The organism is Chitinophaga sp. 9-1-y (assembly GCF_059511905.2).
In genome coordinates this window covers 6,290,253-6,313,035 of the sequence record NZ_CM197955.1, presented here as the reverse complement: position 1 = coordinate 6,313,035, position 22,783 = coordinate 6,290,253, and the positions used below count along the sequence as shown (strand labels likewise).

Annotated in this window: 16 protein-coding genes; 8 read left to right on the top strand and 8 right to left on the bottom strand. The window is 46.4% G+C overall.

Annotation, left to right across the window (positions count from 1 at the left end):
* The first annotated feature begins 27 nt into the window (after positions 1 to 27).
* The 3 genes from AC5ZC7_RS25000 (at position 28) to rpsG (ending at position 2,389) form a co-directional block, all read left to right on the top strand.
* Positions 28 to 1,119 carry a branched-chain amino acid aminotransferase gene (locus AC5ZC7_RS25000; protein WP_496158337.1) on the top strand — a complete coding sequence of 364 codons (1,092 nt, stop codon included), beginning with the start codon at positions 28 to 30 and terminating at the stop codon, positions 1,117 to 1,119.
* 392 nt (positions 1,120 to 1,511) lie between these two features.
* On the top strand, positions 1,512 to 1,892 hold the full coding sequence (gene rpsL, locus AC5ZC7_RS24995; RefSeq protein ID WP_012789278.1) for a 30S ribosomal protein S12: 381 nt from the start codon (positions 1,512 to 1,514) through the stop codon (positions 1,890 to 1,892).
* A 29-nt stretch (positions 1,893 to 1,921) separates the two neighbouring features.
* Positions 1,922 to 2,389 carry a 30S ribosomal protein S7 gene (gene rpsG, locus AC5ZC7_RS24990; protein ID WP_291917749.1) on the top strand — a complete coding sequence of 156 codons (468 nt, stop codon included), beginning with the start codon at positions 1,922 to 1,924 and terminating at the stop codon, positions 2,387 to 2,389.
* A 173-nt stretch (positions 2,390 to 2,562) separates the two neighbouring features.
* Here rpsG and AC5ZC7_RS24985 read toward each other — a convergent pair whose 3' ends face one another.
* The 8 genes from AC5ZC7_RS24985 to AC5ZC7_RS24950 form a co-directional block, all read right to left on the bottom strand.
* Positions 2,563 to 6,345 (bottom strand): hypothetical protein, encoded by a 3,783-nt coding sequence (locus AC5ZC7_RS24985; protein ID WP_496158338.1) that lies wholly within the window; start codon positions 6,343 to 6,345, stop codon positions 2,563 to 2,565.
* 13 nt (positions 6,346 to 6,358) lie between these two features.
* On the bottom strand, positions 6,359 to 6,790 hold the full coding sequence (locus tag AC5ZC7_RS24980; protein ID WP_496158339.1) for a hypothetical protein: 432 nt from the start codon (positions 6,788 to 6,790) through the stop codon (positions 6,359 to 6,361).
* 44 nt (positions 6,791 to 6,834) lie between these two features.
* Positions 6,835 to 8,013: a type IX secretion system outer membrane channel protein PorV gene (porV, locus tag AC5ZC7_RS24975; protein ID WP_496158340.1), complete on the bottom strand. Its 1,179-nt coding sequence runs from the start codon at positions 8,011 to 8,013 to the stop codon at positions 6,835 to 6,837.
* A gap of 32 nt (positions 8,014 to 8,045) precedes the next feature.
* Positions 8,046 to 8,546, bottom strand: coding sequence for a T9SS type A sorting domain-containing protein (locus tag AC5ZC7_RS24970; RefSeq protein ID WP_496158341.1), 501 nt, complete (start codon positions 8,544 to 8,546; stop codon positions 8,046 to 8,048).
* A gap of 466 nt (positions 8,547 to 9,012) precedes the next feature.
* On the bottom strand, positions 9,013 to 12,681 hold the full coding sequence (locus AC5ZC7_RS24965) for a hypothetical protein (protein ID WP_496158342.1): 3,669 nt from the start codon (positions 12,679 to 12,681) through the stop codon (positions 9,013 to 9,015).
* A gap of 28 nt (positions 12,682 to 12,709) precedes the next feature.
* Entirely contained in the window at positions 12,710 to 13,150 is a 441-nt protein-coding gene (locus AC5ZC7_RS24960; protein WP_496158343.1) for a hypothetical protein, read from the bottom strand.
* A gap of 61 nt (positions 13,151 to 13,211) precedes the next feature.
* Complete coding sequence (gene porV, locus AC5ZC7_RS24955) at positions 13,212 to 14,390, bottom strand: type IX secretion system outer membrane channel protein PorV (RefSeq protein ID WP_496158344.1); 1,179 nt, start codon at positions 14,388 to 14,390, stop codon at positions 13,212 to 13,214.
* A 40-nt stretch (positions 14,391 to 14,430) separates the two neighbouring features.
* On the bottom strand, positions 14,431 to 14,937 hold the full coding sequence (locus AC5ZC7_RS24950) for a T9SS type A sorting domain-containing protein (RefSeq protein WP_496158345.1): 507 nt from the start codon (positions 14,935 to 14,937) through the stop codon (positions 14,431 to 14,433).
* Positions 14,938 to 15,410: 473 nt separating this feature from the next.
* On the opposite strand from AC5ZC7_RS24950, the gene fusA reads away from it, so the two are divergent.
* The 5 genes from fusA (at position 15,411) to rpsJ (ending at position 22,681) form a co-directional block, all read left to right on the top strand.
* Positions 15,411 to 17,555: an elongation factor G gene (fusA, locus tag AC5ZC7_RS24945; protein WP_496158346.1), complete on the top strand. Its 2,145-nt coding sequence runs from the start codon at positions 15,411 to 15,413 to the stop codon at positions 17,553 to 17,555.
* A 334-nt stretch (positions 17,556 to 17,889) separates the two neighbouring features.
* Positions 17,890 to 18,615, top strand: a complete 726-nt coding sequence (locus AC5ZC7_RS24940; RefSeq protein WP_496158347.1) for a glycosyltransferase — start codon at positions 17,890 to 17,892, stop codon at positions 18,613 to 18,615.
* Between the two features lie 6 nt (positions 18,616 to 18,621).
* On the top strand, positions 18,622 to 19,395 hold the full coding sequence (locus AC5ZC7_RS24935) for a polysaccharide deacetylase family protein (protein ID WP_496158348.1): 774 nt from the start codon (positions 18,622 to 18,624) through the stop codon (positions 19,393 to 19,395).
* 386 nt (positions 19,396 to 19,781) lie between these two features.
* On the top strand, positions 19,782 to 20,399 hold the full coding sequence (locus AC5ZC7_RS24930) for an outer membrane beta-barrel protein (protein WP_496158349.1): 618 nt from the start codon (positions 19,782 to 19,784) through the stop codon (positions 20,397 to 20,399).
* 1,976 nt (positions 20,400 to 22,375) lie between these two features.
* On the top strand, positions 22,376 to 22,681 hold the full coding sequence (gene rpsJ / locus AC5ZC7_RS24925) for a 30S ribosomal protein S10 (RefSeq protein ID WP_012789286.1): 306 nt from the start codon (positions 22,376 to 22,378) through the stop codon (positions 22,679 to 22,681).
* Positions 22,682 to 22,783 lie beyond the last annotated feature (102 nt).

Here is a 22,783-nt window from a genome sequence, read left to right as displayed (position 1 = left end):
AAAATATTGAGATAAAATCGATTAACCATGATGGTAGAAAAATCAACAGTTAAGGAAGAGGCACTAAAGAAGATCAAAGTCACCAGAACTACCCATAGCAGGCTGAGTGAAGTGGATTTCAATAATCTGGCATTTGGTAAAATGTATGCCGACCATATGCTGGTAGCCGATTTTAATGGTAAAGAGTGGGTAAATGCGGAAATCCTGCCTTTTCAAAATTTGTCTGTAAGTCCTTCAAATGCCGCCTGGCATTATGGACAGGCTATCTTCGAAGGTATCAAAGCCTATAAAGATCCTCAGGGTAATCCCATGATCTTCCGGCCATATGATAACTACAAACGCTTTAACACCTCTGCAGAAAGAATGGGGATGCCCCAGGTGCCTGAGTGGTTGTTTATTGGCGGCATGGATATATTAATAGACATGGACCGCAACTGGGTGCCTACCGGCGCAGGTTGCTCCCTGTACCTGCGTCCTTTTATGATTGCCGCAGATGAGTTTATTGGCGTTCGTCCTTCTGATACCTACAAATTTGCCATCATCAATTCTCCTTCCGGGGCATATTTCAATAAACCTATTAAATTACTGGTGCAGGACAAATACGTACGTGCCTTCCCGGGTGGAGTAGGTTACGCCAAGGCTGCCGGTAACTACGGTGGTACCATGTATCCTACCATGCAGGCGAAGAAACAGGGGTATGACCAGATTTTATGGGTAGATGGATACGAACATAAATACCTCCAGGAATGCGGTACAATGAACGTTTTTGCGATCATCGGCAATACTGCCATCACACCGGACCTTACTCAGGGAACTATCCTGGAAGGAGTAACCAGGGCCAGCGTAATGGACATCCTTGCTGATATGGGCCTCCAGGTGGAAGAAAGACCTATTTCTATCGACGAAGTAGTGGCAGCCTATAAAGCCGGTACCCTCCGTGAAGTATTTGGAACCGGTACGGCTTCCAGCGTGGCCTATGTAGAAGAACTCGATTACCTCGATACCCAGATCAAACTGGATACAACTAAATATACTGTGGGCGCCGAAGTAATCCAGCGTTTAGATGGCATCCGCACCGGACGGGCTGCAGATACCCGTGGCTGGAACTACATCATTTAATAAAGCATAAAGCATAAAGCTATTGAAGCGGATAATAAGCCTCTTTAATAGCTTTTGCTTTGAATATCATATTATTAGATAAAACAGTTATCCGCTTCAATAGCTTTTTGGTTTCAGCTTTATGCTTTCAGCCCCCGCGTTATAAGGCCATCCAATAATTTTTATGGTTGTTTCTCAAGGAAAGCATACATTTGCACTCCGGTTTTTGGTAATCCTGAGCTGCTACCAAAATAATTAAGACCTTTCCCTGTTTAAGCAGGAGATCATCCCGGCAAAAATATTTTCGAAACAATTTTGTTATTCACACATATAGTTTTACCTTTGCCGTCCCAAAATCCCTATGTGGGGAATTTGGATGTCATTGTAAACCGACATAAAAAACTAGGTAAAGAATGCCTACTATACAACAATTAGTAAGAAAAGGAAGAGAAATTATCCGGGCTAAGTCTAAGTCCAGGGCATTAGATAGCTGCCCTCAGCGTCGTGGCGTTTGTACTCGTGTATACACTACCACGCCTAAGAAACCGAACTCCGCTCTGCGTAAAGTAGCGAAAGTGCGTTTAACCAACAAAGTTGAGGTGATTGCCTATATCCCTGGTGAAGGTCACAACTTGCAGGAGCACTCTATCGTACTGATCCGTGGTGGAAGGGTAAAAGATTTACCAGGTGTTCGTTACCACATCGTTCGCGGTTCCCTGGATACTGCAGGTGTGAAAGACAGAAAGCAGAGCCGTTCCAAATATGGTACTAAAAAGGAAAAGGCTAAAAAATAATAATTATAAATAGTCGTAATTTTCAATAAATGAGAAAGCAAGCTGCAAAGAAATTGCCTCTGGCTCCAGATCCTAGGTTTAATGACAAGCTGGTAACCCGCTTCGTTAACAACGTTATGGAACAAGGAAAAAAGAGCATTGCCTATAAAATTTTCTACGATGCTGTGGATAAAGTAAGCCAAATGACCGGCGAAAACGGTTATGAGGTTTGGAGAAAAGCATTGGCTAATGTTACACCTGGTGTAGAAGTTAGAAGCCGCCGTATCGGTGGTGCTACCTTCCAGATTCCAGCGGAAGTTCGTCCTGATAGGAAGATTTCCCTGAGCATCAAATGGTTAGTACGTTTTGCTGGTGAAAGAAACGGTAAGAGCATGGCTGATAAGCTGGCGAATGAAATCGTAGCAGCAAGCAAAGGTGAAGGCGCAGCGTTCAAGAAGAAAGAAGATACTCACCGTATGGCTGAAGCTAACAAAGCTTTCTCTCACTTCAGAATCTAGTTATAGCCTTTACAGGCAACTCAATATATTTGGCAAACAGTTCCTTTGGAGCTGTTTGCCTTTTTATGTTTACCCCTCATCCTGTCACCTACCCTCATCCCGGACAACACAAAAAAGCAGGCATCCGAAGACGCCTGCTACTATCAATAACTGTAAAGCTAAAAGCCAACAACTTATTTCACATTTACCAACACCTTGATTTTTCCGGTTTCTCCATTGAACTCCTGTAAGGCTTTTCCAATCACCTGGCCTGGCTTCACTTTGTCCGGATCAGCCTTCATCGCATAACCTGCCTTACTGGAGGTTACCAACAAATCTCCACGGTGAATCACCCCATTCTCATTACAAACCTTAGTCGGAATAACGCCCACCATACCCAGCGGAACTTTATCAGATAAATCAGCATCCGTTTTTTCTTCTGTCATGAGCATACCTGGTTTGGTGGCATAAACACCCGCTACTAAAGAAGAATAAGCCGTAGTAGATTTTTCCATAGTACGGTCAGCATCCGTGGAAATAACCATCACGTCACCCGGCTCATAATGATGCACATTCCCTGTTACATCAAAGGCTTCCGCCATGTCTGCTCCGCCTGTTACTGCACCACCATCAAAAAAACCCTTGCCCGTTCTGTCAATCCTGGCCATACTGAAGCCCCCCGTCTGAAATATGGCCAGGTCACCACTTGATCCGGTTTGATTGACAACAAGCCCCGTTCCCTGGCCGGCGTTGGCAACATAGAGCGCAATGCCGAACCCAGTTGCATTGCTGTGTTCAAAATAGCCACCATATCCACCCGTTCCGGATGCAACACCATACACACCTGCTGTACCATTGTTACCAAAAATGCTGTTCACTTCCCCCCGTACACCTGCACCCACGCCAGAGGTATTATTAGCAAAGAAGTTACCAGCATTACCCAATGAGTGATCCGCAATTACCCCAGGTCCTATAGAGGTTACCTGGACTACATTATCGGTATTGGTATTATTGTCTGTATGAATCAAGGCCGCATTACCAGTAGGACCAGTATGCACTAATTCCGTTGCAGTTCCCTGGCCAACACTGGTTACAAACAGCGCACGCCCAAAACCGGTGGTGCTGCTATGCTCAAAATAACCACCATATCCCCCGGTACCAGATGCAACGCCGTAAACACCAGCAGTACCATTATTCCCAAAAATGCTATTTACCTCTCCCCGCACGCCAGCACCCACACTGCTGGTATTACTAACAACGAAATTGCCGGCATTGCCCAGTGAATGGTCAGCAATCACACCAGGTCCTATATACCTTACCTGGAGTACATTGTCGGTATTAGTATTATTATCTGAGTGAATAAATGCGGCGTTACCAGTAGGTCCCGCATGCATTAATTCCGTCGCAGTTCCCTGGCCCACACTGGTTACCAACAATGCACGCCCAAAACCAGTAGTATTGGAATGTTCAAAATAACCGCCGTATCCCCCGGTACCAGATGCTACACCGTAAACACCGGCAGTACCGTTATTTCCAAAAATACTGTTTACTTCTCCCCGTACACCAGCTCCCACACCGCTCGTATTGTTAGCGAAAAAGTTAGCCGCATTTCCCTGGGTATGATCTGCAATTACACCAGGACCATTACTGACCGCTTCCAATGTATTATTAGTATTGGCGTTGTTGACATTTTCAAAGAATCCCGATCTACCGGTACTGCCACCGTTACCTATCTTACCATATACACCGATGCCATTTCCACTGGCATCCGTACTCACAAATCCATATACACCATAACCAGGTCCGTCGTTTCGGCCTACTACTGCTCCTGTAGCAACACCAGCGCTTTTAGTACGCCCGGTAACAGCCTCGCCACCACCTGTATTATCTCCCAGTACACCAGCTCCGGACAGCGCAGCAGTAGTACCATGCACCGCTGTATTACCTGAACTGGAGGCTGATACTGCTTCATTACTTCCTGTGGTAACAGCATTTACCGCTACTCCGCTACCACTGGTACTAACGTCTACTACATTGCCATTCCCTACCGTACTCGCTTGTAACGCTATTGAGTTATTGGTATTGTTGAGGATGGATACAACAGCGGCTCCACCATTAACGCTGGTAGCAAATAAACCATTTCCTGTATTGCTGTTGGCATATACGCCAGTTCCTGCTCCGGAAGAATTACCATACACGCCAAGGCCGGTAGGGGTTGTACCATATACTCCCCAGCCACTACCGTTCTGAGATCCCCATACACCAATACCTAACCCGCTGGTACCATTGTTAATTCCCCTTACCGCAGAAGAGAAACCTCCCGGTGTGGTAGAAGAAACAGTTCCGCGTAAGGCCGAAATACTGGAGGAAATACTATTGCTAATTCCATCCATTACAGTACCATCACCCTGGTTGGTGATAGCAAATACGCTACCCGCTAAGTTTACCGTATTACTGTAGGGGAGGGTGAATCCTCCTCCGGAAGCGGTAGGCGTCCATTTGGTACCGTCGTAAGCCAGTACCTGCCCGGCAACGGGAGCTACTGTATTTACACTTACACCTTGTAGTTTTGCTACACCCGGATTGGGATAAGTACCTTGTAAATCACCACCTGCAGGCCCATTGGGGGGAAGCGTAACAGGTATTACGCCCGCTGCAATTTTCGCCGCAGTAATTTTACCATTGCCCACCACCGGGTTGGGATAAGTACCACCCAGGTCGCCACCTGCGGGCCCATTGGGAGGAAGTGTGGTGGGTATAACCCCTGCCGCAATTTTCGCGGCTGTTACTTTACCATTGCCGATTAGTGGATTGGGGTAAGTTCCAGTCAAATCACCTCCTGCTGCAATACCACTGATATTCCCGGGAATACCCTGTATGCCTTGTGGTCCCGCAGGCCCAATTGGCCCGATAGGACCCTGTGGCCCTGTTGCGCCAGTGGCACCTGCAGTACCGGGATCCCCCTTGGCACCCTGTGGTCCTATCGGTCCGGTAGGACCAGTCGCCCCCGCAGGTCCTACTGGTCCTACGGCTCCAGTGGCACCAGGATCACCTTTAGCACCCTGTGGTCCAGTCGGTCCGGTAGCGCCCGCAGGTCCTACTGGTCCTATGGCACCAGTGGCACCGGGATCACCTTTAATACCTTGTAGTCCCATCGGTCCTGTAGCACCCATGGGGCCTACTGGTCCTATTGGCCCGATTGCGCCAGGGTCACCTTTAGTTCCTTGCGGACCTATTGGTCCGGTAGCGCCCATAGGCCCTGTAGCACCAGGATCCCCTTTGCTCCCCTGAGGTCCTGTTGGTCCTGTAGCACCTATGGGTCCTATCGGCCCAATGGCACCGGGATCACCTTTAGCGCCTTGTGGTCCGGTGGCACCAGTTGCACCTATAGGCCCTACAGGTCCTATTGGTCCAATGGCACCGGGATCACCTTTAACACCCTGTGGTCCGGTGGCGCCAATAGGTCCTACGGCACCTACAGGTCCTACAGGTCCGGTAGCGCCAGGATCTCCTTTGGCACCCTGTGGACCGGGATCACCTTTTACTCCCTGTGGCCCTGTAGCCCCAGGCTGGCTATTAGCAGCAAATATGGCAAAAGGCACACTCATGAGTTGCGACGTGCCCAGTTCTGCAAAATTGCTCCCGCCGGATGATACCTCAACACGCAGATACTGATTAGCCTGCGACCAGGGAACATTGGCGAAAGTACCAGACACCGGATCCCCTTTACCAATCTGCGCGGTGAAAAGTCCGAGCTGATTAGTGGTCACATCATGTGTTTCCTGGTATTGCACATTGCCGGCAGCGGATCCTCCCAGGATGCTAAATCTGATTTTCAATGCCTGGTTGGGTAAAGTGGTGCCATTGGCATTCCTGGCAACTGCCTGGTAATTTATACCAGTTAAACCGCTCTGGGCATGCAATTGTAACAGTACTGCAAACAAGGCAACAACGGTTAGGAATAGAATTCGTTTCATAAGGAAATCAGATTTAATTTTTTACAGCTTTTTTGGTACCAGTAGATATTTTCGGGGGCTGTATTGCTGGAGGGGGAGGCCCTTGTTGCTCAATTACGGGAGGTGTTACGGCTTTGGACGCCGGTCTGGAAACGGGAATATCCTGTGAGGAAGGCCCTTTGCTATTTCCCTGCGGGGCAGCAGCGCGACGATTGCTATTGGAGGTTTGCGCACCGCCTGTTTGCACAGGTACCTTGTTGTCTAACGCCGCTATGCGGGATAGGTTGCCGTTTGTCTGCGCATCTCCGGCCTTAACCGGCACCTGCCCTTTGGTCTGCGATACCTGGAGGGGTTGGATGATGGAAGCGCCCGCAGGTGGATCGCTTTTCCGGGTGGGAACCTTCCCCGTTTGTGCATGTGCGATGGCTGTTATCAACAGGCAAAGCGCAGTGTAGAATAGTTTCATCTGTTACTATATTTAAAAAAGGTGAATGATAGGATGGATAGTGCTTATTGTTGCGTAGGCTCATCCCGTGTTCCACCGATATTGTATACCAGCGAAAACTTCAGTGTTCTTTTCTGTACCAGGCTTTCCCCGGTAGGTATCTGGTAAGCAATGTCCAGCGATAAATTAGATACGCGTACGCCAACGCCGGCCGAAAAATGTTGCCGGTAGCCTTTATCAGGATGTTCATAGAAATAGCCAGCCCGTACAAAAAATGCCTGCCGGTAAGCATACTCTATCCCCGAACCAATGGTGAATTCTCTTAACTCTTCATGAAAACCGCCGGGGGCATCACCAAAAGAGGAAAAGATAGCGTCTACCACACCGCGGTTAGGATCTTTACCCTTCAAAATCTGGTTGGTTTCTATCCCATTGGAGTCTAAGGCATACAGGGGAGGAGTAGGGACCAGTAATTTATTAATATCCAGCGACAGCGTGAACTCATGATCCGTAGTATGTACAAACGTATAGCCGCCACCGATGCGAAGGTTCATCGGCAGAAAACTCTTGCGGGTGTTGTCATCGGTGTATTGTAGTTTGGAACCGATATTGGTAATACTCACCCCAAAACAGTAACGGTTGCCAAAATCCAGTTTGTCTGCACTGTTTTGATAGTAGTAACTAATATCCCCGGCAACAGCGGATGCCGGTTTCTGTTGCAGATTATTATAGGATCCCTGCCCCAGCTGACTGCGTACATATCGGACGCCAATGGCCAGCGACATATGTTTTCCCAGCTTTTTGGCATAGGCTGCATCCACCGCAAATTCTTTCGGATTATAATCCTGCAGCACTGTACCATTATCATCCCGGAAAGACACAGCACCATAGTTGAAGTATTTCATCGAAAGGCCTATGCCTTCAGATCCGTTCCAGTTTTTATAGCCGGATACATGAGCCATATTAGACTTGTTATTATTCAGTTCCCACATCCAGGGCGAGTAGCTGGCACTGACGCCCCAGTCTCCTGCGAAAACTATTTTAGCGGCGTTGGAAAACAGGGAATTGGCATCAGGGCTTAATCCTGTGGTGGCGTCGCCAACGCCACTACTTCGGGCATCCGGGTTAACCAGCAGAAAACTGGCACCAATATTAGGTGGCTTTTGAATCGCTTTTTGTGCTGATAAGGGAATACCAGCTGCCAATACACCTATAAAAAGCATAATTGTAAAACTGTATTTCATAATTTCATCAGTTAAGTAGTGATCAGGGAGTGCTATTGCACAATGAGTTTATCAAAAGTCACGTTGCCGTTTACGTTCAGCATCACGGTATAAATGCCCGCCGCAAAATGATTAACAGGTAGTATCACAGTGCTCCTGCCAGCGCCCAACTCAAGGTACTGGTGGTAAATAGTTTGCCCTGCAGGATTGATCAGTTCCAGGGTAAGGGTTGCATTAGAAAGCAGGTCAAACTGAATTTTGGTATTGGTAACAGCGGGGTTAGGAAACAGGATATAACTTTTGACAGGATTAGTCAGGGGGGGTAGTTTGGGGAGTTCTTCCGGTTGTTGAAAGCCTTGCGTTAAAAAGAACTTGCCATTGGTTACTGGCTGTATCACCGCCTCTCCAATGGTATATTGAATCAGCATTTTTTGCACAGCGCCAGTACCTCCATTACTGGCTACTACCTGCCGGTTAAGAATAATTTGGGCTTGGGAGGGTAGGGTAATAAAAAAAAGTAGCGCACACGCGCAGGTGAGTACAAATGTTTTCATATCAAATAGTTAATCAATAAGGGGATGGGGAATATATACTGCGGTTGCGCGGCTATACGATGCGAAACTGACTATGTGCCGTCGCAGCGAGTAAAGCTTTATTTCATTAAATAGCTGTTTTTAGGGCGTTACCTCTTTTTTGCTCCAATTGTTCGTTTCCTTCTTTGGGGGATTGTATTCTACCAGTTATAATCAGTCACTAATTTGGACGAATTCGGTTACCTGGAAAACCTACATTTATATTTTGGCAGCATTTGGTAAGAAAATGGTAGCTATATCGTTAAAATTGGTTTTTCATAAACTATTCATTTTTAATAATCATAATGTGTTAGCATACTGCCGCTTCTGCGCATTGTCAGTCCGGTACCTGGGGTGTTAGTTATTTATCCTAACAACATAAAAAAGCAGGTATCCGGAGATACCTGCTTTATAAACGATTTAATGTTAAAGGCTAACTGATAATAGATTATTTCACATTTACAAGCACCTTGATCACACCAGCGTCACTGGTAAATTCCTGCAATGCCTTCCCAATTACCTGTCCTGGCATTACTTTGTGCACATCTGCTCTCATGGCATATCCGGGCTTGCTGGAAGTAACCAGTAAATCCCCCCGGTGAATAGCACCATTCTCATTACATACTTTGGTAGGAATTACACCTACTACACCCATTGGTACTTCTGAAGACAGATCTGTTTCTACATCATGTTCTGTCAGCAATACCCCCGGTTTAGTCGCAAACACACCAGCCACCAGGGAAGAATAGGGTTCAGATGATTTCTCTACTGTACGGTCCGCGTGCGTGGCAATAACCAGTACATCACCTGCTTCATAACCATCCCGTTGTCCGGATACAGCAAAAGATTCAGCCACATCGGCCCCGGAGTTTTGTGTACCGCCGTTGAAGAACCCACGTCCTGCTTTATTGATACGGCCTACATTTACGCCAGAACTCTGGAACACGGCAATGTTGCCACTGGCGCCTCTATGGTCAACTACCATTGCACTTCCGGTACCATCATTTCTAACGGCTATAGTTGAATTACCATTGGCGGTATTGAAATTTACAAATCTTGCTGCACGTCCTGTAGAAAAATTGGGGACCCAGCCAAACACGGCATTGCCGCTACCACTTACAGAACTCTCCACACCATCACCTGCGTTGTCGGCACTGGCAGTTATACCATTGCCATTTCCTTTCGCAATAGCTACCAGCGCAGGGCCGTTACCCGTTACATTCGACTGGTAAAAAAGGCCGGCGAAGCCACCGGTACCAGTGGACTCCCCGAATATGCCAGCCGTACCAAAGTTGGCAAATTTTGAGTTTACAATGCCATGTACAGCTGGAGAGGTCCCATTATTATTATCCACCTCAAAATAGCCTGCAGTACCATTTGCCAATGTTTTAGCCGTTAATACTGTAGTGTTATTGGCATCATTGAAATTCTCGAAATCGGCCGCCTGCCCGGTACCAAAGGAAGGAACCCAGCCATATACCGCTTTACCGGTACCGTTTACGCTACCCTCTATGGCGTTACCGTCTTTTTTTACATTGGCTACAACAGCCTTACCATTGCCATCATTAATAGCTACCAACGTATTGCCACTGCCTGTTGTATTGGAACTATAAAACAAGCCTGCAAACCCGCCGGTACCAGCCGATTCGGAGAAAACTCCTGCAGCCCCGAAATTGCCGAATATCGTATTCACTTTTGCTTTTACAGCAGGTGCTACAGAATTGGTATTATTTACTTCAAAGGCACCGGCAGCTCCAGCTCCCACTACACCAGGATCTCCCAGGGAAACGGTATACGCGGTCATATTATCAGCTGAAATATTAGCTGTATTGAAGTTTTCAAAACGTCCGGCACTTCCGGTACTATTATTCAGGCCCACCTGGCCGTATACGCCAATGCCGGTACCGGCAGTGCTGGTGGAAATAAAGCCCCGCACACCATACCCACCTCCATCATTGCGTCCTACTACCGAACCGGCAATATCTGAGGTGGTAAGCCCAACCACCGCTTCCCCTGCACCGGTGTTCCGGCCAATAACACCGGCTGCAGTTTGTACGGTGGTGCTGGCGTCTACGCCAGTACCGCCGGTACTGGCTGCCCGTACGCCTTCGCCATTTCCGGTGGTGGTAGCAACAATCACATCGCCATTTCCTACCGTATTTGCCGTCAACACAACATTGTTATTGCTATTATTAAAGATGGACATATTAGCGGCTACACCATTTACACTGGTCGCATTCAAACCAGTTCCAGTGTTACTATTGGCATATACGCCATAGCCGTTTGCACTGGAATTGCCATATACACCAAGCCCGTTAGGCGTAACGCCATAAACTCCCCAGCCACTACCATTCTGAGATCCCCATACGCCAATACCTAATCCACCGGTCCCGTTGTTAATACCCCGCACGGCAGATGAAAACCCACCTGGTGCAGTGCTGTTTATAATACCGCGTATCGCTGCAACAGAAGAAGTAGTTGTATTATTAACACCTTCTACAGAGGTGCCATCTCCATCATTGGTAATACTGAAAAGCGTGGAAGCGTTATTTTCGAGGGCTACAAATGGGAGCGTCAATCCTCCACCTGGTGGAGCGGTGGCCAGCCATTGTGCCCCGTCAAATTTTAATATCTGGTTGGCTACTGGCGCTACATTACTAACCGGTTTACCTTGCAATTGGGCTACTACCGGGTTAGGGTAGGTGCCGCTTAGATCTCCGCCGGCAGGACCATTCGGAGGCAGGGAAGTAGGGATAACGCCAGCGGCTATTTTGGCCAGTGTTACTTTACCATTGCCGATCACCGGATTAGGATAGGTACCTGAGAGGTCTCCCCCGGCAGCAATACCATTGATATTTCCAGCCGGGCCCTGTATACCCTGAGGTCCTGCTGGTCCCATGGGGCCTACCGGGCCTTGCGAACCAACTGCTCCTGCCGGACCAACAGGTCCTATTGCACCAGCCGGTCCTACGGCACCCGCAGGTCCCACAGCCCCCGGATCACCTTTAATGCCCTGTATACCTTGTGGCCCTGCTGGTCCTACGGGTCCGATAGCACCGGCAGGTCCTACTGCTCCAACATCGCCTTTGTCGCCTTTAGCGCCGGTAGCCCCCATTGGTCCTACGGGTCCAGTGGCACCCGCAGGTCCCACAGCCCCCGGATCACCTTTAATGCCCTGTATACCTTGTGGCCCTGCTGGCCCTACGGGTCCGGTAGCACCGACAGGTCCTGCTGCTCCAACATCGCCTTTGTCGCCTTTAGCGCCGGTAGCCCCCATTGGTCCTACGGGTCCAGTGGCACCCGCAGGTCCCACAGCCCCCGGATCACCTTTAATGCCCTGTATACCTTGTGGCCCTACTGGCCCTACAGGTCCGGTAGCACCGGCAGGTCCTACTGCTCCAACATCGCCTTTGTCACCTTTAGCGCCGGTAGCCCCCACTGGCCCCACGGGGCCGGTAGCGCCGGCAGGTCCTGCTGCTCCAACATCGCCTTTGTCACCTTTAGCGCCGGTAGCCCCCACTGGTCCCACGGGGCCGGTAGCGCCGGCAGGTCCTGCTGCCCCAACATCGCCTTTGTCACCTTTAGCGCCGGTAGCCCCCACTGGTCCCACGGGGCCAACAGCACCCACAGGGCCGATAGGTCCAATAGGACCAGTTGGTCCCACAGCCCCCGGATCACCTTTGGCACCCGCAGGCCCGGCCGGACCAGGATTACCGTTGGCAGCAAATAATGCGTAAGGCACACTCATTAACTGAGAAGTACCCAATTCACTGAAATTGCTGCCATTTATAGAAATTTCTACTTTCAGATATTGATTGGCATTGGCCCAGGGAACGCCACTGTAGGTGCCCGTTAACGGTGTACCTTTTCCTATCTGTAAAGTAAATAAGCCTAGATTATTGGTAGTAGTGCTCTGAGTTTCCTGGTATTGTACAGGTCCCGCTGCCGAACCACCCAGTACTGAAAAACGTACCGTCAATGATTGATTCCCGAGTACGGTACCATTCGCATTACGGGCTACCGCCTGGTAATTGGTACCTGCAAGCCCGCTTTGAGCCTGCACGTACTGGAATGATGCCATAAGGAATATAGTTGCCAGGTAGAATATCTTTTTCATAATCATCGTTTTAATTGTTTAGCGGGCTTTAGCTCTTTTTCTTTATGTTCTTTACCGGGGTGTAAGTGGGTTCAGTACCCTGGCTGGGAATTTCAACTGGCTTGACCGGATGTGCACTCTGTGCAGCTTTTCGTTTATTATCAGCCTCCGTAGAAGATATATCAGAAGGCAGAGATGCTTTGGGCGCTGCTTTCAGGGAACGGGCCGTTGCATTATTGCGAACTACCGGTGGTTTATAATTGGTGAACGTATGGCTTTCGAATGATGTCGATATAACCACTTTATCTGGTTGACGTATGGCTTCTCTGGCTTTTAATTTTGCCAGATCCTGCTGCATATCCGGGAAAAGGAGCTTTTGCAGGCTAACACCCTCATTGGCCTCATTCCTGGGCTGGGGAGGAACTTGTGCAGTAGTAAAGGAAAACATACCTGTAGCAAGAAGAAATGTAATAAGGAGCAGTGATTTCATATGATCGAGAATTATAGATTCATGAATAAAAGATGCGCTGTTATAGTTTGGTGGAAAGGCGTTAAGGTTGAACCGTTTCATCCCGCGTTCCACCAATATTGTAGACGAGTGAAAACTTTAGCGTTCTTTTCTGGACCAGGCTTTCACCGGTAGGCAACTGGTAAGCGATATCCAATGCCAGGTTAGACACCCTTACGCCCATACCAGCAGAGAAGTGTTGCCGGTAGCCTTTATTGGGATGTTCATAAAAGTATCCGGCCCGTACAAAAAACACCTGTCGGTAAGCATATTCAATACCGGAGCCAATGGTAAATTCTCTCAGCTCCTCGCCAAATCCGCCGGGGGCATCGCCAAACGAGGAAAATATCGCTTCTGTTACACCGCGGTTGGGATCTTTACCTTTTAAAATCTGGCTGGTTTCTATGCCGTTGGAGTCCAGCGCATAGATAGGAGGGGTAGGCACCAGCAATTTGTTGATGTCCAGGGAAAGCGTGAATTCATGGTCGGCGGTGTGTACAAACGTATAGCCGCCACCGATACGCAGACTCATAGGCAGGAAACTCTTTCTCGTATTATCATCGGTGTATTGCAACTTGGTGCCGATGTTGGTAATACTCACACCAAAACAGTACCGGTTGCCAAAATCCAGGAGGTCTTTAGTGTTCTGATAATAATAGCTGATATCCCCGGCTACAGCGGATGCGGGTTTTTGTTGCAGGCTGTTGTAGGATCCTTGTCCCAGTTGACTGCGGACATATCTCACACTTAATGCGAGCGACATATGTTTACCCATTTTTCGGGAGTAAGCGCCATCTATTGCAAACTCTTTAGGGCTATAGTCCTGTAATACAGTGCCATTGTCGTCTCTGAAAGTAACGGAGCCATAATTGAAGTATTTTAGGGAAACGCCCAGTCCTTCAGATTGATTCCAGTTCTTATAGGCGGCTACATAAGCCATATTGGATTTATTGTTGTTCAGCTCCCACATCCAGGGCGAGTAATTGGCACTGACGCCCCAGTCGCCGGCAAATACTATTTTGGCGGCATTGGAAAAAAGGGAATTGGCGTCGGGCGTAAGCCCGGTGGTGGCATCTCCGGTGCCGCTGCTCCGCGCGTCAGGATTAACCAGCAGGAAGCTGGCGCCAATGTTAGGTGGCTTTTGGTTGCCCTTTTGTGCGGATAACTGGCCACTGGTAGCCAAAACGCCGGCAAGAAAGAGGAGGGTATAACCGTGTTTCATGTGTTATCAATTAAGTGTGATCAGGGTGGCAGGTAACGTATTACTGCACAATAAGTTTTTCAAAAAATACATTCCCGTTTACTGTCAGCATTACCGTGTAGATGCCTGCTGCGAAGTGATTAACAGGCAACACCACCAGGTTCCGGCCGACGCCCAGTTGTATAAACTGGTGGTAAACATTTTGACCAGCCGGATTAATTACCTCTATTGTAATACTGGCGTTAGTCAGCAGATCAAACTGGATTTTGGTATTGGTAACCGCAGGGTTGGGGAATAGAATGTAATTTTTTACCGGGGTTGAAGTGGGAGGTAGTTTGGGAAGTTCTTCAGGTTGCTGGAATCCCTGGGTAAGCAGCGTTTTCCCGTTGGTAATGGGGAGTACAATTGCTTCGCCCACCGTATACTGAATGTGGATATTCTGAACTACTCCCTGGCCGCCGCTAACGGCAACTACTTGTCGGTTAAGGATTACCTGGGCTTTGGATGATATACAGACACAGTGCAGCAACAACAGTGCACAGGTGCTACTGAGTACAAATGTTCTCATATAGAAAGGTTGATAGTAAATAAATACAGAAATAAGGCTATCGCGCTACATCAGATCTGCTATTGCCTTGAAATAAATAAAATGTCACCTGCAGAACAGGGGAAAGTGTACAGTTTTTCATACATATAAATACATGTGCGTTTTAGGGAAATCAAAAAATATTGTGCTCGTTTCTCTATAACTACTTAGATCCTTTGGGGGATTATCACCAATAACAATTCAACGCAAAATTGGTGGAAATGCAACAACCGGGAAACTGTCATTTAACTTTTGGTGGAATTTGATAAAAAAATGGTTGATACCGTCTAAAAACTGGTTTTCGCGCTTCTACTTATAATACACAATTTTAATGTGATGGAACGCCCGAGCTTGTTAAAAAGAAATAACAATTTGGAAAAGAAGGTCATTTTATTTATTGTCAAAAATAAGTTACCTTTGCCCCCCAAATTGCATTATTTAGTCACTTTAATATTATGGCAGACTTAAAATTTCAAAGGAACTTTGGTATTGCGGCGCACATTGATGCGGGTAAAACCACTACCACAGAACGTATCCTGTATTATACAGGTAAATCCCACAAAATTGGAGAGGTGCACGAGGGTGCTGCTACAATGGACTGGATGGCACAGGAGCAGGAAAGAGGTATTACCATCACATCTGCGGCAACCACTTGTTTCTGGAATTTTCCAACCTTACAAGGTAAAGCCTTACCTGATACCAAACAATATAAATTCAATATCATCGATACCCCAGGTCACGTGGACTTTACCGTAGAGGTAGAACGTTCCCTGCGTGTACTGGATGGTCTGGTGGCATTGTTCTGCGCTGTATCTGGTGTTGAACCTCAGTCTGAAACCGTTTGGCGTCAGGCTAACCGCTATCGTGTACCCCGTATCGGTTTCGTTAATAAAATGGATCGTTCCGGAGCTGACTTCCTGAACGTGGTAAAACAGGTAAAAGAAATGCTGGGTGCTAACCCCGTTCCTTTAACCCTGCCAATCGGCGCTGAAGATTCCTTCAAAGGTGTAGTTGACCTGATTACCATGAAAGGTATTATCTGGGACGAAGAAGGTAAAGGTGCTACCTACCAGGAAATTCCTATTCCGGAAGATATGGTGGCAGAAGCAGAAGAGTGGAGAGCTAAACTCGTAGAAGCAGTTGCTGAATACGATGACACCCTGATGGAAAAATTCTTCGAAGATCCTAACTCTATCTCCGAAGCAGAAATCCACGAAGCAATCCGTAAAGCTACTATCGATATCGCTATCATCCCTATGATGTGCGGTTCCTCTTTCAAAAACAAAGGTGTACAGAAGATGCTGGATGCGGTTTGCCGCTACCTGCCTTCTCCAATGGACGTGGAAGCAGTAAAAGGTACTGATCCGGACAGCGGCGAAGAAATCGAGCGTAAACCAGATGCGAAAGAACCACTGGCTGCACTGGCGTTCAAAATTGCAACCGATCCTTTCGTAGGTCGTCTGGCGTTCTTCCGGGTTTATTCCGGTCACCTGGATGCAGGTTCTTATGTACTGAACACCCGTACCGGCAAAAACGAGCGTATCAGCCGTATCATGCAGATGCACGCTAACAAGCAGAACCCGATCGACTTCATCGAAGCTGGTGATATCGGTGCTGCTGTTGGTTTTAAAGATATCAAAACCGGTGATACCCTGTGTGATGAAAAATCACCTATTATCCTGGAATCAATGACCTTCCCAGAACCAGTTATCAGCATCGCTATCGAGCCTAAAACTCAGGCAGACGTTGATAAAATGGGTATGGCACTCGCTAAACTGGTAGAAGAAGATCCTACCCTGAAAGCGAAAACTGACGAAGAAACCGGCCAAACCGTACTGAGCGGTATGGGTGAGCTTCACCTGGAAATCATCGTTGACCGTATGCGTCGCGAGTTCAAGGTAGAAGTTAACCAGGGTGCTCCGCAAGTTGCTTACAAAGAAGCCCTGACTACCAAAATTGAACACCGTGAGGTATTCAAGAAACAAACCGGTGGTCGTGGTAAATTTGCTGATATCCAGGTTGAAATCGGACCTGCTGATGCAGAATGGCTGAAAGAAAACGAAGGCAAATCCTTACAGTTCATCAATGACATCTTTGGTGGTGCTATCCCTAAAGAGTTCATCCCTGCTGTACAGAAAGGCTTCGAACAATCTCTCAACCAGGGTGTTCTCGCTAACTTCCCGCTGACCAGCTTAAGAATCCGTTTGTTTGATGGTTCTTACCACCAGGTGGATTCCGACGCCATGTCATTCGAATTGTGCGCTAAACAAGCTTTCCGTGAAGCTGCCCGCAAAGCTAAACCAGTATTGCTGGAGCCAATCATGAAAGTGGAAGTTCAAACTCCAGACCAATACATGGGTGATGTTACAGGTGACCTGAACCGTCGTCGTGGTATGCTGGAAGGTATGGACTCCAAAAACGGTGTTCAGGTAATCAAAGCTAAAGTGCCACTGAGCGAAATGTTCGGTTACGTAACTCAGCTGCGTTCCCTGTCTTCTGGTCGCGCAAGCTCCATCATGGAGTTCTCTCACTATGCTCCAGCTCCAAACAACGTAGCTGAAGAGGTGATTGCTAAAGTGAAAGGCAAAGTAAACGCTTAATCACAACTCTTTATACCGGAAAGGTTGTTCTGCGCAAGCGGAACAACCTTTCTGCTTTTATGGTCAACTGACATGAACATGCTATTGCCATGAAAAGAATATTCGATATTTTCGGTGTAATAACCTACAACTGAAATTTACTTTTTGCTAACTGCCAGGGTCCTGTTCTACAGGACCTTTTTATTTTTTTTCCCACCATAGAGGGAAACCTTGTTTCAGACGTCTAATTATAGAATGTAATCCACTTCACCTATATTTTTTAGACAGTCTTGAAATTATGTCCATAGAGTTATTGCAAGCACCTCCTACAACTGTGGTTTCTACATCGGGAGAAATGATCAAGCTTACTTCCGGCCTTGACTTGATTCTGCCCTGCTGGAACCCCTCGGGTCCCTGGGTGGAATCACTTATCAGGCATTACCACGAAGTAACCACTATCATGGGAAAAGTGCCTGTTCAGTTGATTCTGGTGAACGACGGATCGGTGCGGAATTTCACAGCGCAACATATTGCCTGGCTCGAGGCAGCCATTCCCGATATTATTATTGTTAGCTATACCCGTAACCGCGGTAAAGGATACGCGGTAAGAGAAGGCGTAAAACGCTCCCAGCATGCTTACCAGGTATATACAGACCTGGATTTCCCATTTGGTATACAGGCCGTGAAGGAAACCTACGACCGCCTCGTTCAGGGGCTCGACGTAGTGGCAGGAGAAAGAGGTGCCGCCTATCTACAGGAATTACCCCGCAAGCGACGCGTCATTACCCGTATCAGCCGGGCCTTGAATAGAATAGTGCTTGATCTGAAAGTGGAAGATGCACAGGCAGGACTCAAAGGCTTTAACGCCTATGGCAGAAACATACTGCTAAAAACCCGCGTTGATGGTTTCCTGTATGATAGCGAATTTTTGTACCATGCCGGCAAACGCCCACACATTAAAATTGGTGCCATTGCAGTATCTTGCCGCCCCGGTATTCAGTTCTCTTCTTTCCGTATGAAGCTTTTAATGAAAGAATTAGTGAACTATTGCCGGATTGTCCTGGGCTCTAAAGCCGCTTAGATTTTTATGAAACAAACGAACAGGATATTGATCAGTGTTGACGTGGAGGAATTTGATATCCCGGAGGAATTTGGTCAGCAGGTATCATTACAGGAGAAGCTGGAAGTTTCCAGGAGTGGATTACAGGCTACCCTGGCATTATTCGATAAATATAACGTACGCGCCACCTTCTTCGTGACCGCTTACTGGGCGCAGCATTATCCTGAGTTAATCAGGCAAATGGCTGCCAAACACGAAATCGCCTCCCACGCATATTATCATAGCTCATTCTCAGAAGCAGACCTGGAAGGGTCCAGGTTAGCCCTGCAGGAAATCAGCGGTCAACAGATACAAGGTTTCCGCATGCCTCGTTTACGTAAAGTAAACATGGAGGCGTTAAAAGCCGCAGGATATGTGTATGATGCCTCTGTAAATCCTACCTGGCTGCCAGGGCGATATAATAACTGGCATCTGCCGAGAACTGTTTTTAAGGAAAATGATACATGGATTATCCCATCTTCTGTATCCCCGCTTATCAGGTATCCCATATTCTGGTTGAGCATTAAAAATATGCCCTTATGGGTAACCCGCCATTTTAGTAAAAGGGTATTAAAGAAAGATAATTACCTGTCTTTTTACTTCCATCCCTGGGAACTTATGGATATTAATGCATATACGTTGCCTGGTTATATCAGGCGTGTTTCCGGGGAAAAAATGCAGCGTAAAATGGATGGATTCCTAAGTTTTTTACAGCAACAGGGAACTTTCTGTACACATGCTGACCTGCTAAAATCACGCTAGTACTGACTTTATAACGAACATCTTTCGCTACCGATGGCCCGGTAGCGAAAGATGTTTTTTTATGCAACAACATTTAAGTTATAAATGTTATAGTAATAATGAATAAGGATAAGTGTTCATGTTCAGAGAATTTCCGAACTGTACGATAACATTTTTTTTAAAGAACAAGCACTTAGTATATTCATTTTCAGTAGTTTTGTAATAACAGATCAAATCTGTTGTCATGTGTGTTTGTTGAACGATGTCGAGAACTACCCCCATTATCCCCCTGCCTTTTATGTTTTTTTGATGGCTGACTATTGACAGCTTTTATGCAAATGGATGCGTTTGCCTGGAATTTTTCTTATTCATTCAACACGTTAATTGTTAAAACAAAAAATCAGACTATGAAAAGAATTCGTCTCTTGACCCTTGCACTTTCAGCTGTATTGTTTGGTTCCGCTGCTAATGCCCAGATTCAGAAAGGAAATATTATGGTGGGAGCTGATCTCACCAACCTCAGTGTTACCTTCCAAAAAGAAAGTACTGCCTTCAGCTTCAACCTTTCCCCCAAAGTAGGTTGGTTTATTAAGGATGGGCTGGCCATTGGCGGTTATGTTGACTTTGGTGCAAATACCACTAAGAATAAAACAACGGATACCAGGGCTTCTAACACCAATTATGGGGTAGGTGCCTTTGCCCGTTATTTTGTGGAAGATAAAAATGTAAGAAAACTCGAATTTTCGAAGAGAACCCGCTTTTTCGTGGAAGCAAATGCCGGTTTTGCTGGTCAGAATCCTGCCAGTGGTGCGTCTACCAATGGGTTTAACGTAGGTATCGGACCTGGTATTTCTTATTTTATTACCCCAAACATCGGTTTGGAAGGATTATTCAAGTATGATCTTACTGTAGGTGGTGGTAACTCTACTACTGCTAACCGTCTTAGTCTGGGTGTAGGTTTCCAGATTTATTTGCCTTCTGCCAAAGCAAAAGCTATTTATAAAGAAGAAAGAGGCGGAAAATAATTTGCCTGTATAACATATTTGAGGTTACGGCGACATTGACGTTCACCGTAACCTTTTTTATTAGCAGTCCTAACAGGAGTGGGCGATGAACAAAATGAACAGTATGTGCCAGAATGAATTAAGTGAATGGAGGATTTTTAATGGGAACCAGTTATTTTAGTACGCTCTCTGCAATGGTGCAGGAGCGGGGAATGCTGAAAACCCGAAATAGAGTAGGCGTTACGTCCATAAATACCTCCATATGATAAACACTATTCTCATGGCAGTGCTTAAGTTTTGGCAAACTGTAATAGGCGCACTGTAATTTGCAGCATCGCAACGCAAGGATATTCTCCTGATGGGATTGCCGAAAACCATACAAAAGAGTAGGCATAAAAGAAAATAACCTACTTATGGTCCTTAATGCGTTGAACACATTTCTCCAAGGTCTGCTGGCATTGCTGCTATCGGCCCTTGGCGGTATCTAATGATGTTGTTAGCACAAGCAACTGGCCTGACAGTAGCGTTCCGCTAGTGTTAAGGTAGTACAGGAAATCATTCGCCTATTTTTTAGCGTATTTTCCAATCTAACTCTAAATGAAGAAAGCTTCTGCCTTATAGCAGAAGCTTTCTTCATTTAGAGTTAGATTTTCTGTTTTATTATGGCTATGGTGGCGGATTGAACAGAATTGTTTTAGGAATCCGAACTGAATAAAATGAACGAAGGATTTTCTGTGAATAGACTTTAATTTCGGCGAACACTTAAAAAGAGAGTGTACCTGGGATTGCCGAAAACCAAATCAAAAGAGTAGGTATCACCCGTAGTAAAAACTATCTTATGGCTTTACTGTCTCAACTGCTGGCAACCATCGTTGCACTGCTGAAATCTCTGCTGGGTGGTCTGTAATCAGATACCCTTCCGGTAAGGGATTCCGTATTTAAGTTATGCTATTTCCCTTACGTACATCATCATCCAGAGGCTGTTCACCCAATGAACAGCCTCTATTTTTTTGAGGTGATTATCCTTGCTAAATCTTACTGGTAGCTGAATGAACAACAATGCATCATTGTTATATAAATGAACAAAATGAACGATTACATTTTGAATGATTGCTTTTAATTTTAGTCCTGTTAACTGAATAACAACTGGGAACGCCGAAAACCAGACAATAGAGTAGGCAGTATCTTATAAAAACCTTTTCCCATGGATTTACTGAATCAACTGCTGGCATTAATCTTAGGATTAGTAAGATCATTACTGGGTGGTTTAGGTGGTGGCTTACCGCTTTAATCGGGTAGCCAACAAACTAGACGTACCCAAATCACTTTAATTATTCGACAAAGGGTTGTTCCTGGAAAGCAGGGGCAACCCTTTGTGTTGAAAGGAGGTGAAGCGTATGTATTAAGTTGGCAATCCTGCCGGTATATTTCTGGTTTTTATGATAATGGAGCGTCCGGATCTTTTACTAAGCGGTGTTATATAATAGCGGCAGCATTGCCGGGTTGTTAGATCCTTCGGGGAGAATGGTAAAGCAGGATTGTTCCATCGGACCATCCCATGTGCCGGGAGGGGACTATATGTTGGTTTATGTCAGGAACGCACCCCTTTGGTGGCCTATTAGCCAGCTTTCGGTGGTTGTGTAAGGTGATAGAGGCCCTCTGGGCGGGATTTTTCACATTTTAATGGCTGATTTTATCACTTCTCCCGAAAAAAATATAAAGAAATCCACCTTTTTTTGGTTTTGAAATTTGTTTTCCTATATTTGTCAAAACGAGCATGTGAAGTTACCTTAAGGCTTAACACACACACAATGAATGTTTTCTGAAGCCTTAATGCCCAATAATTTTGTTTTCCTCCTCTTCCAACTGCTGCCGGAGCTGGCCTTTTGCCCCGGAACTTTTATTTTTTCCTGAGATTTATTTGCCAAATAGAAAAAACGGGTTACCTTTGCCCTCCCAAATTGTATTGGGAAAAAACTAGAAGAAGTTCATTGCATATGTCTCAGAGAATAAGAATCAAGCTGAAGTCCTACGATCATAACCTGGTAGACAAGTCTGCTGAGAAGATCGTTAAAACCGTGCGTAACACGGGTGCCGTGGTAACAGGTCCAATTCCTTTACCTACCGAGAAGAAAATATTTACAGTATTACGTTCTCCGCACGTAAATAAGAAAGCGCGCGAGCAGTTCCAACTGTGTACACACAAACGTTTACTGGATATTTACACGTCTTCTTCCAGAACTGTAGACGCGCTGAGCAAGCTCGATCTGCCATCTGGGGTAGAAGTTGAAATTAAAGCATAGGACAACAGCAAGGCGGGCGAAAGGCCGGCCTTTTATTGATTTATGGTTATCTTGTTGGTTTCCAACAAGATAACAATTTTAACAACAAACATAGGTTGCGCC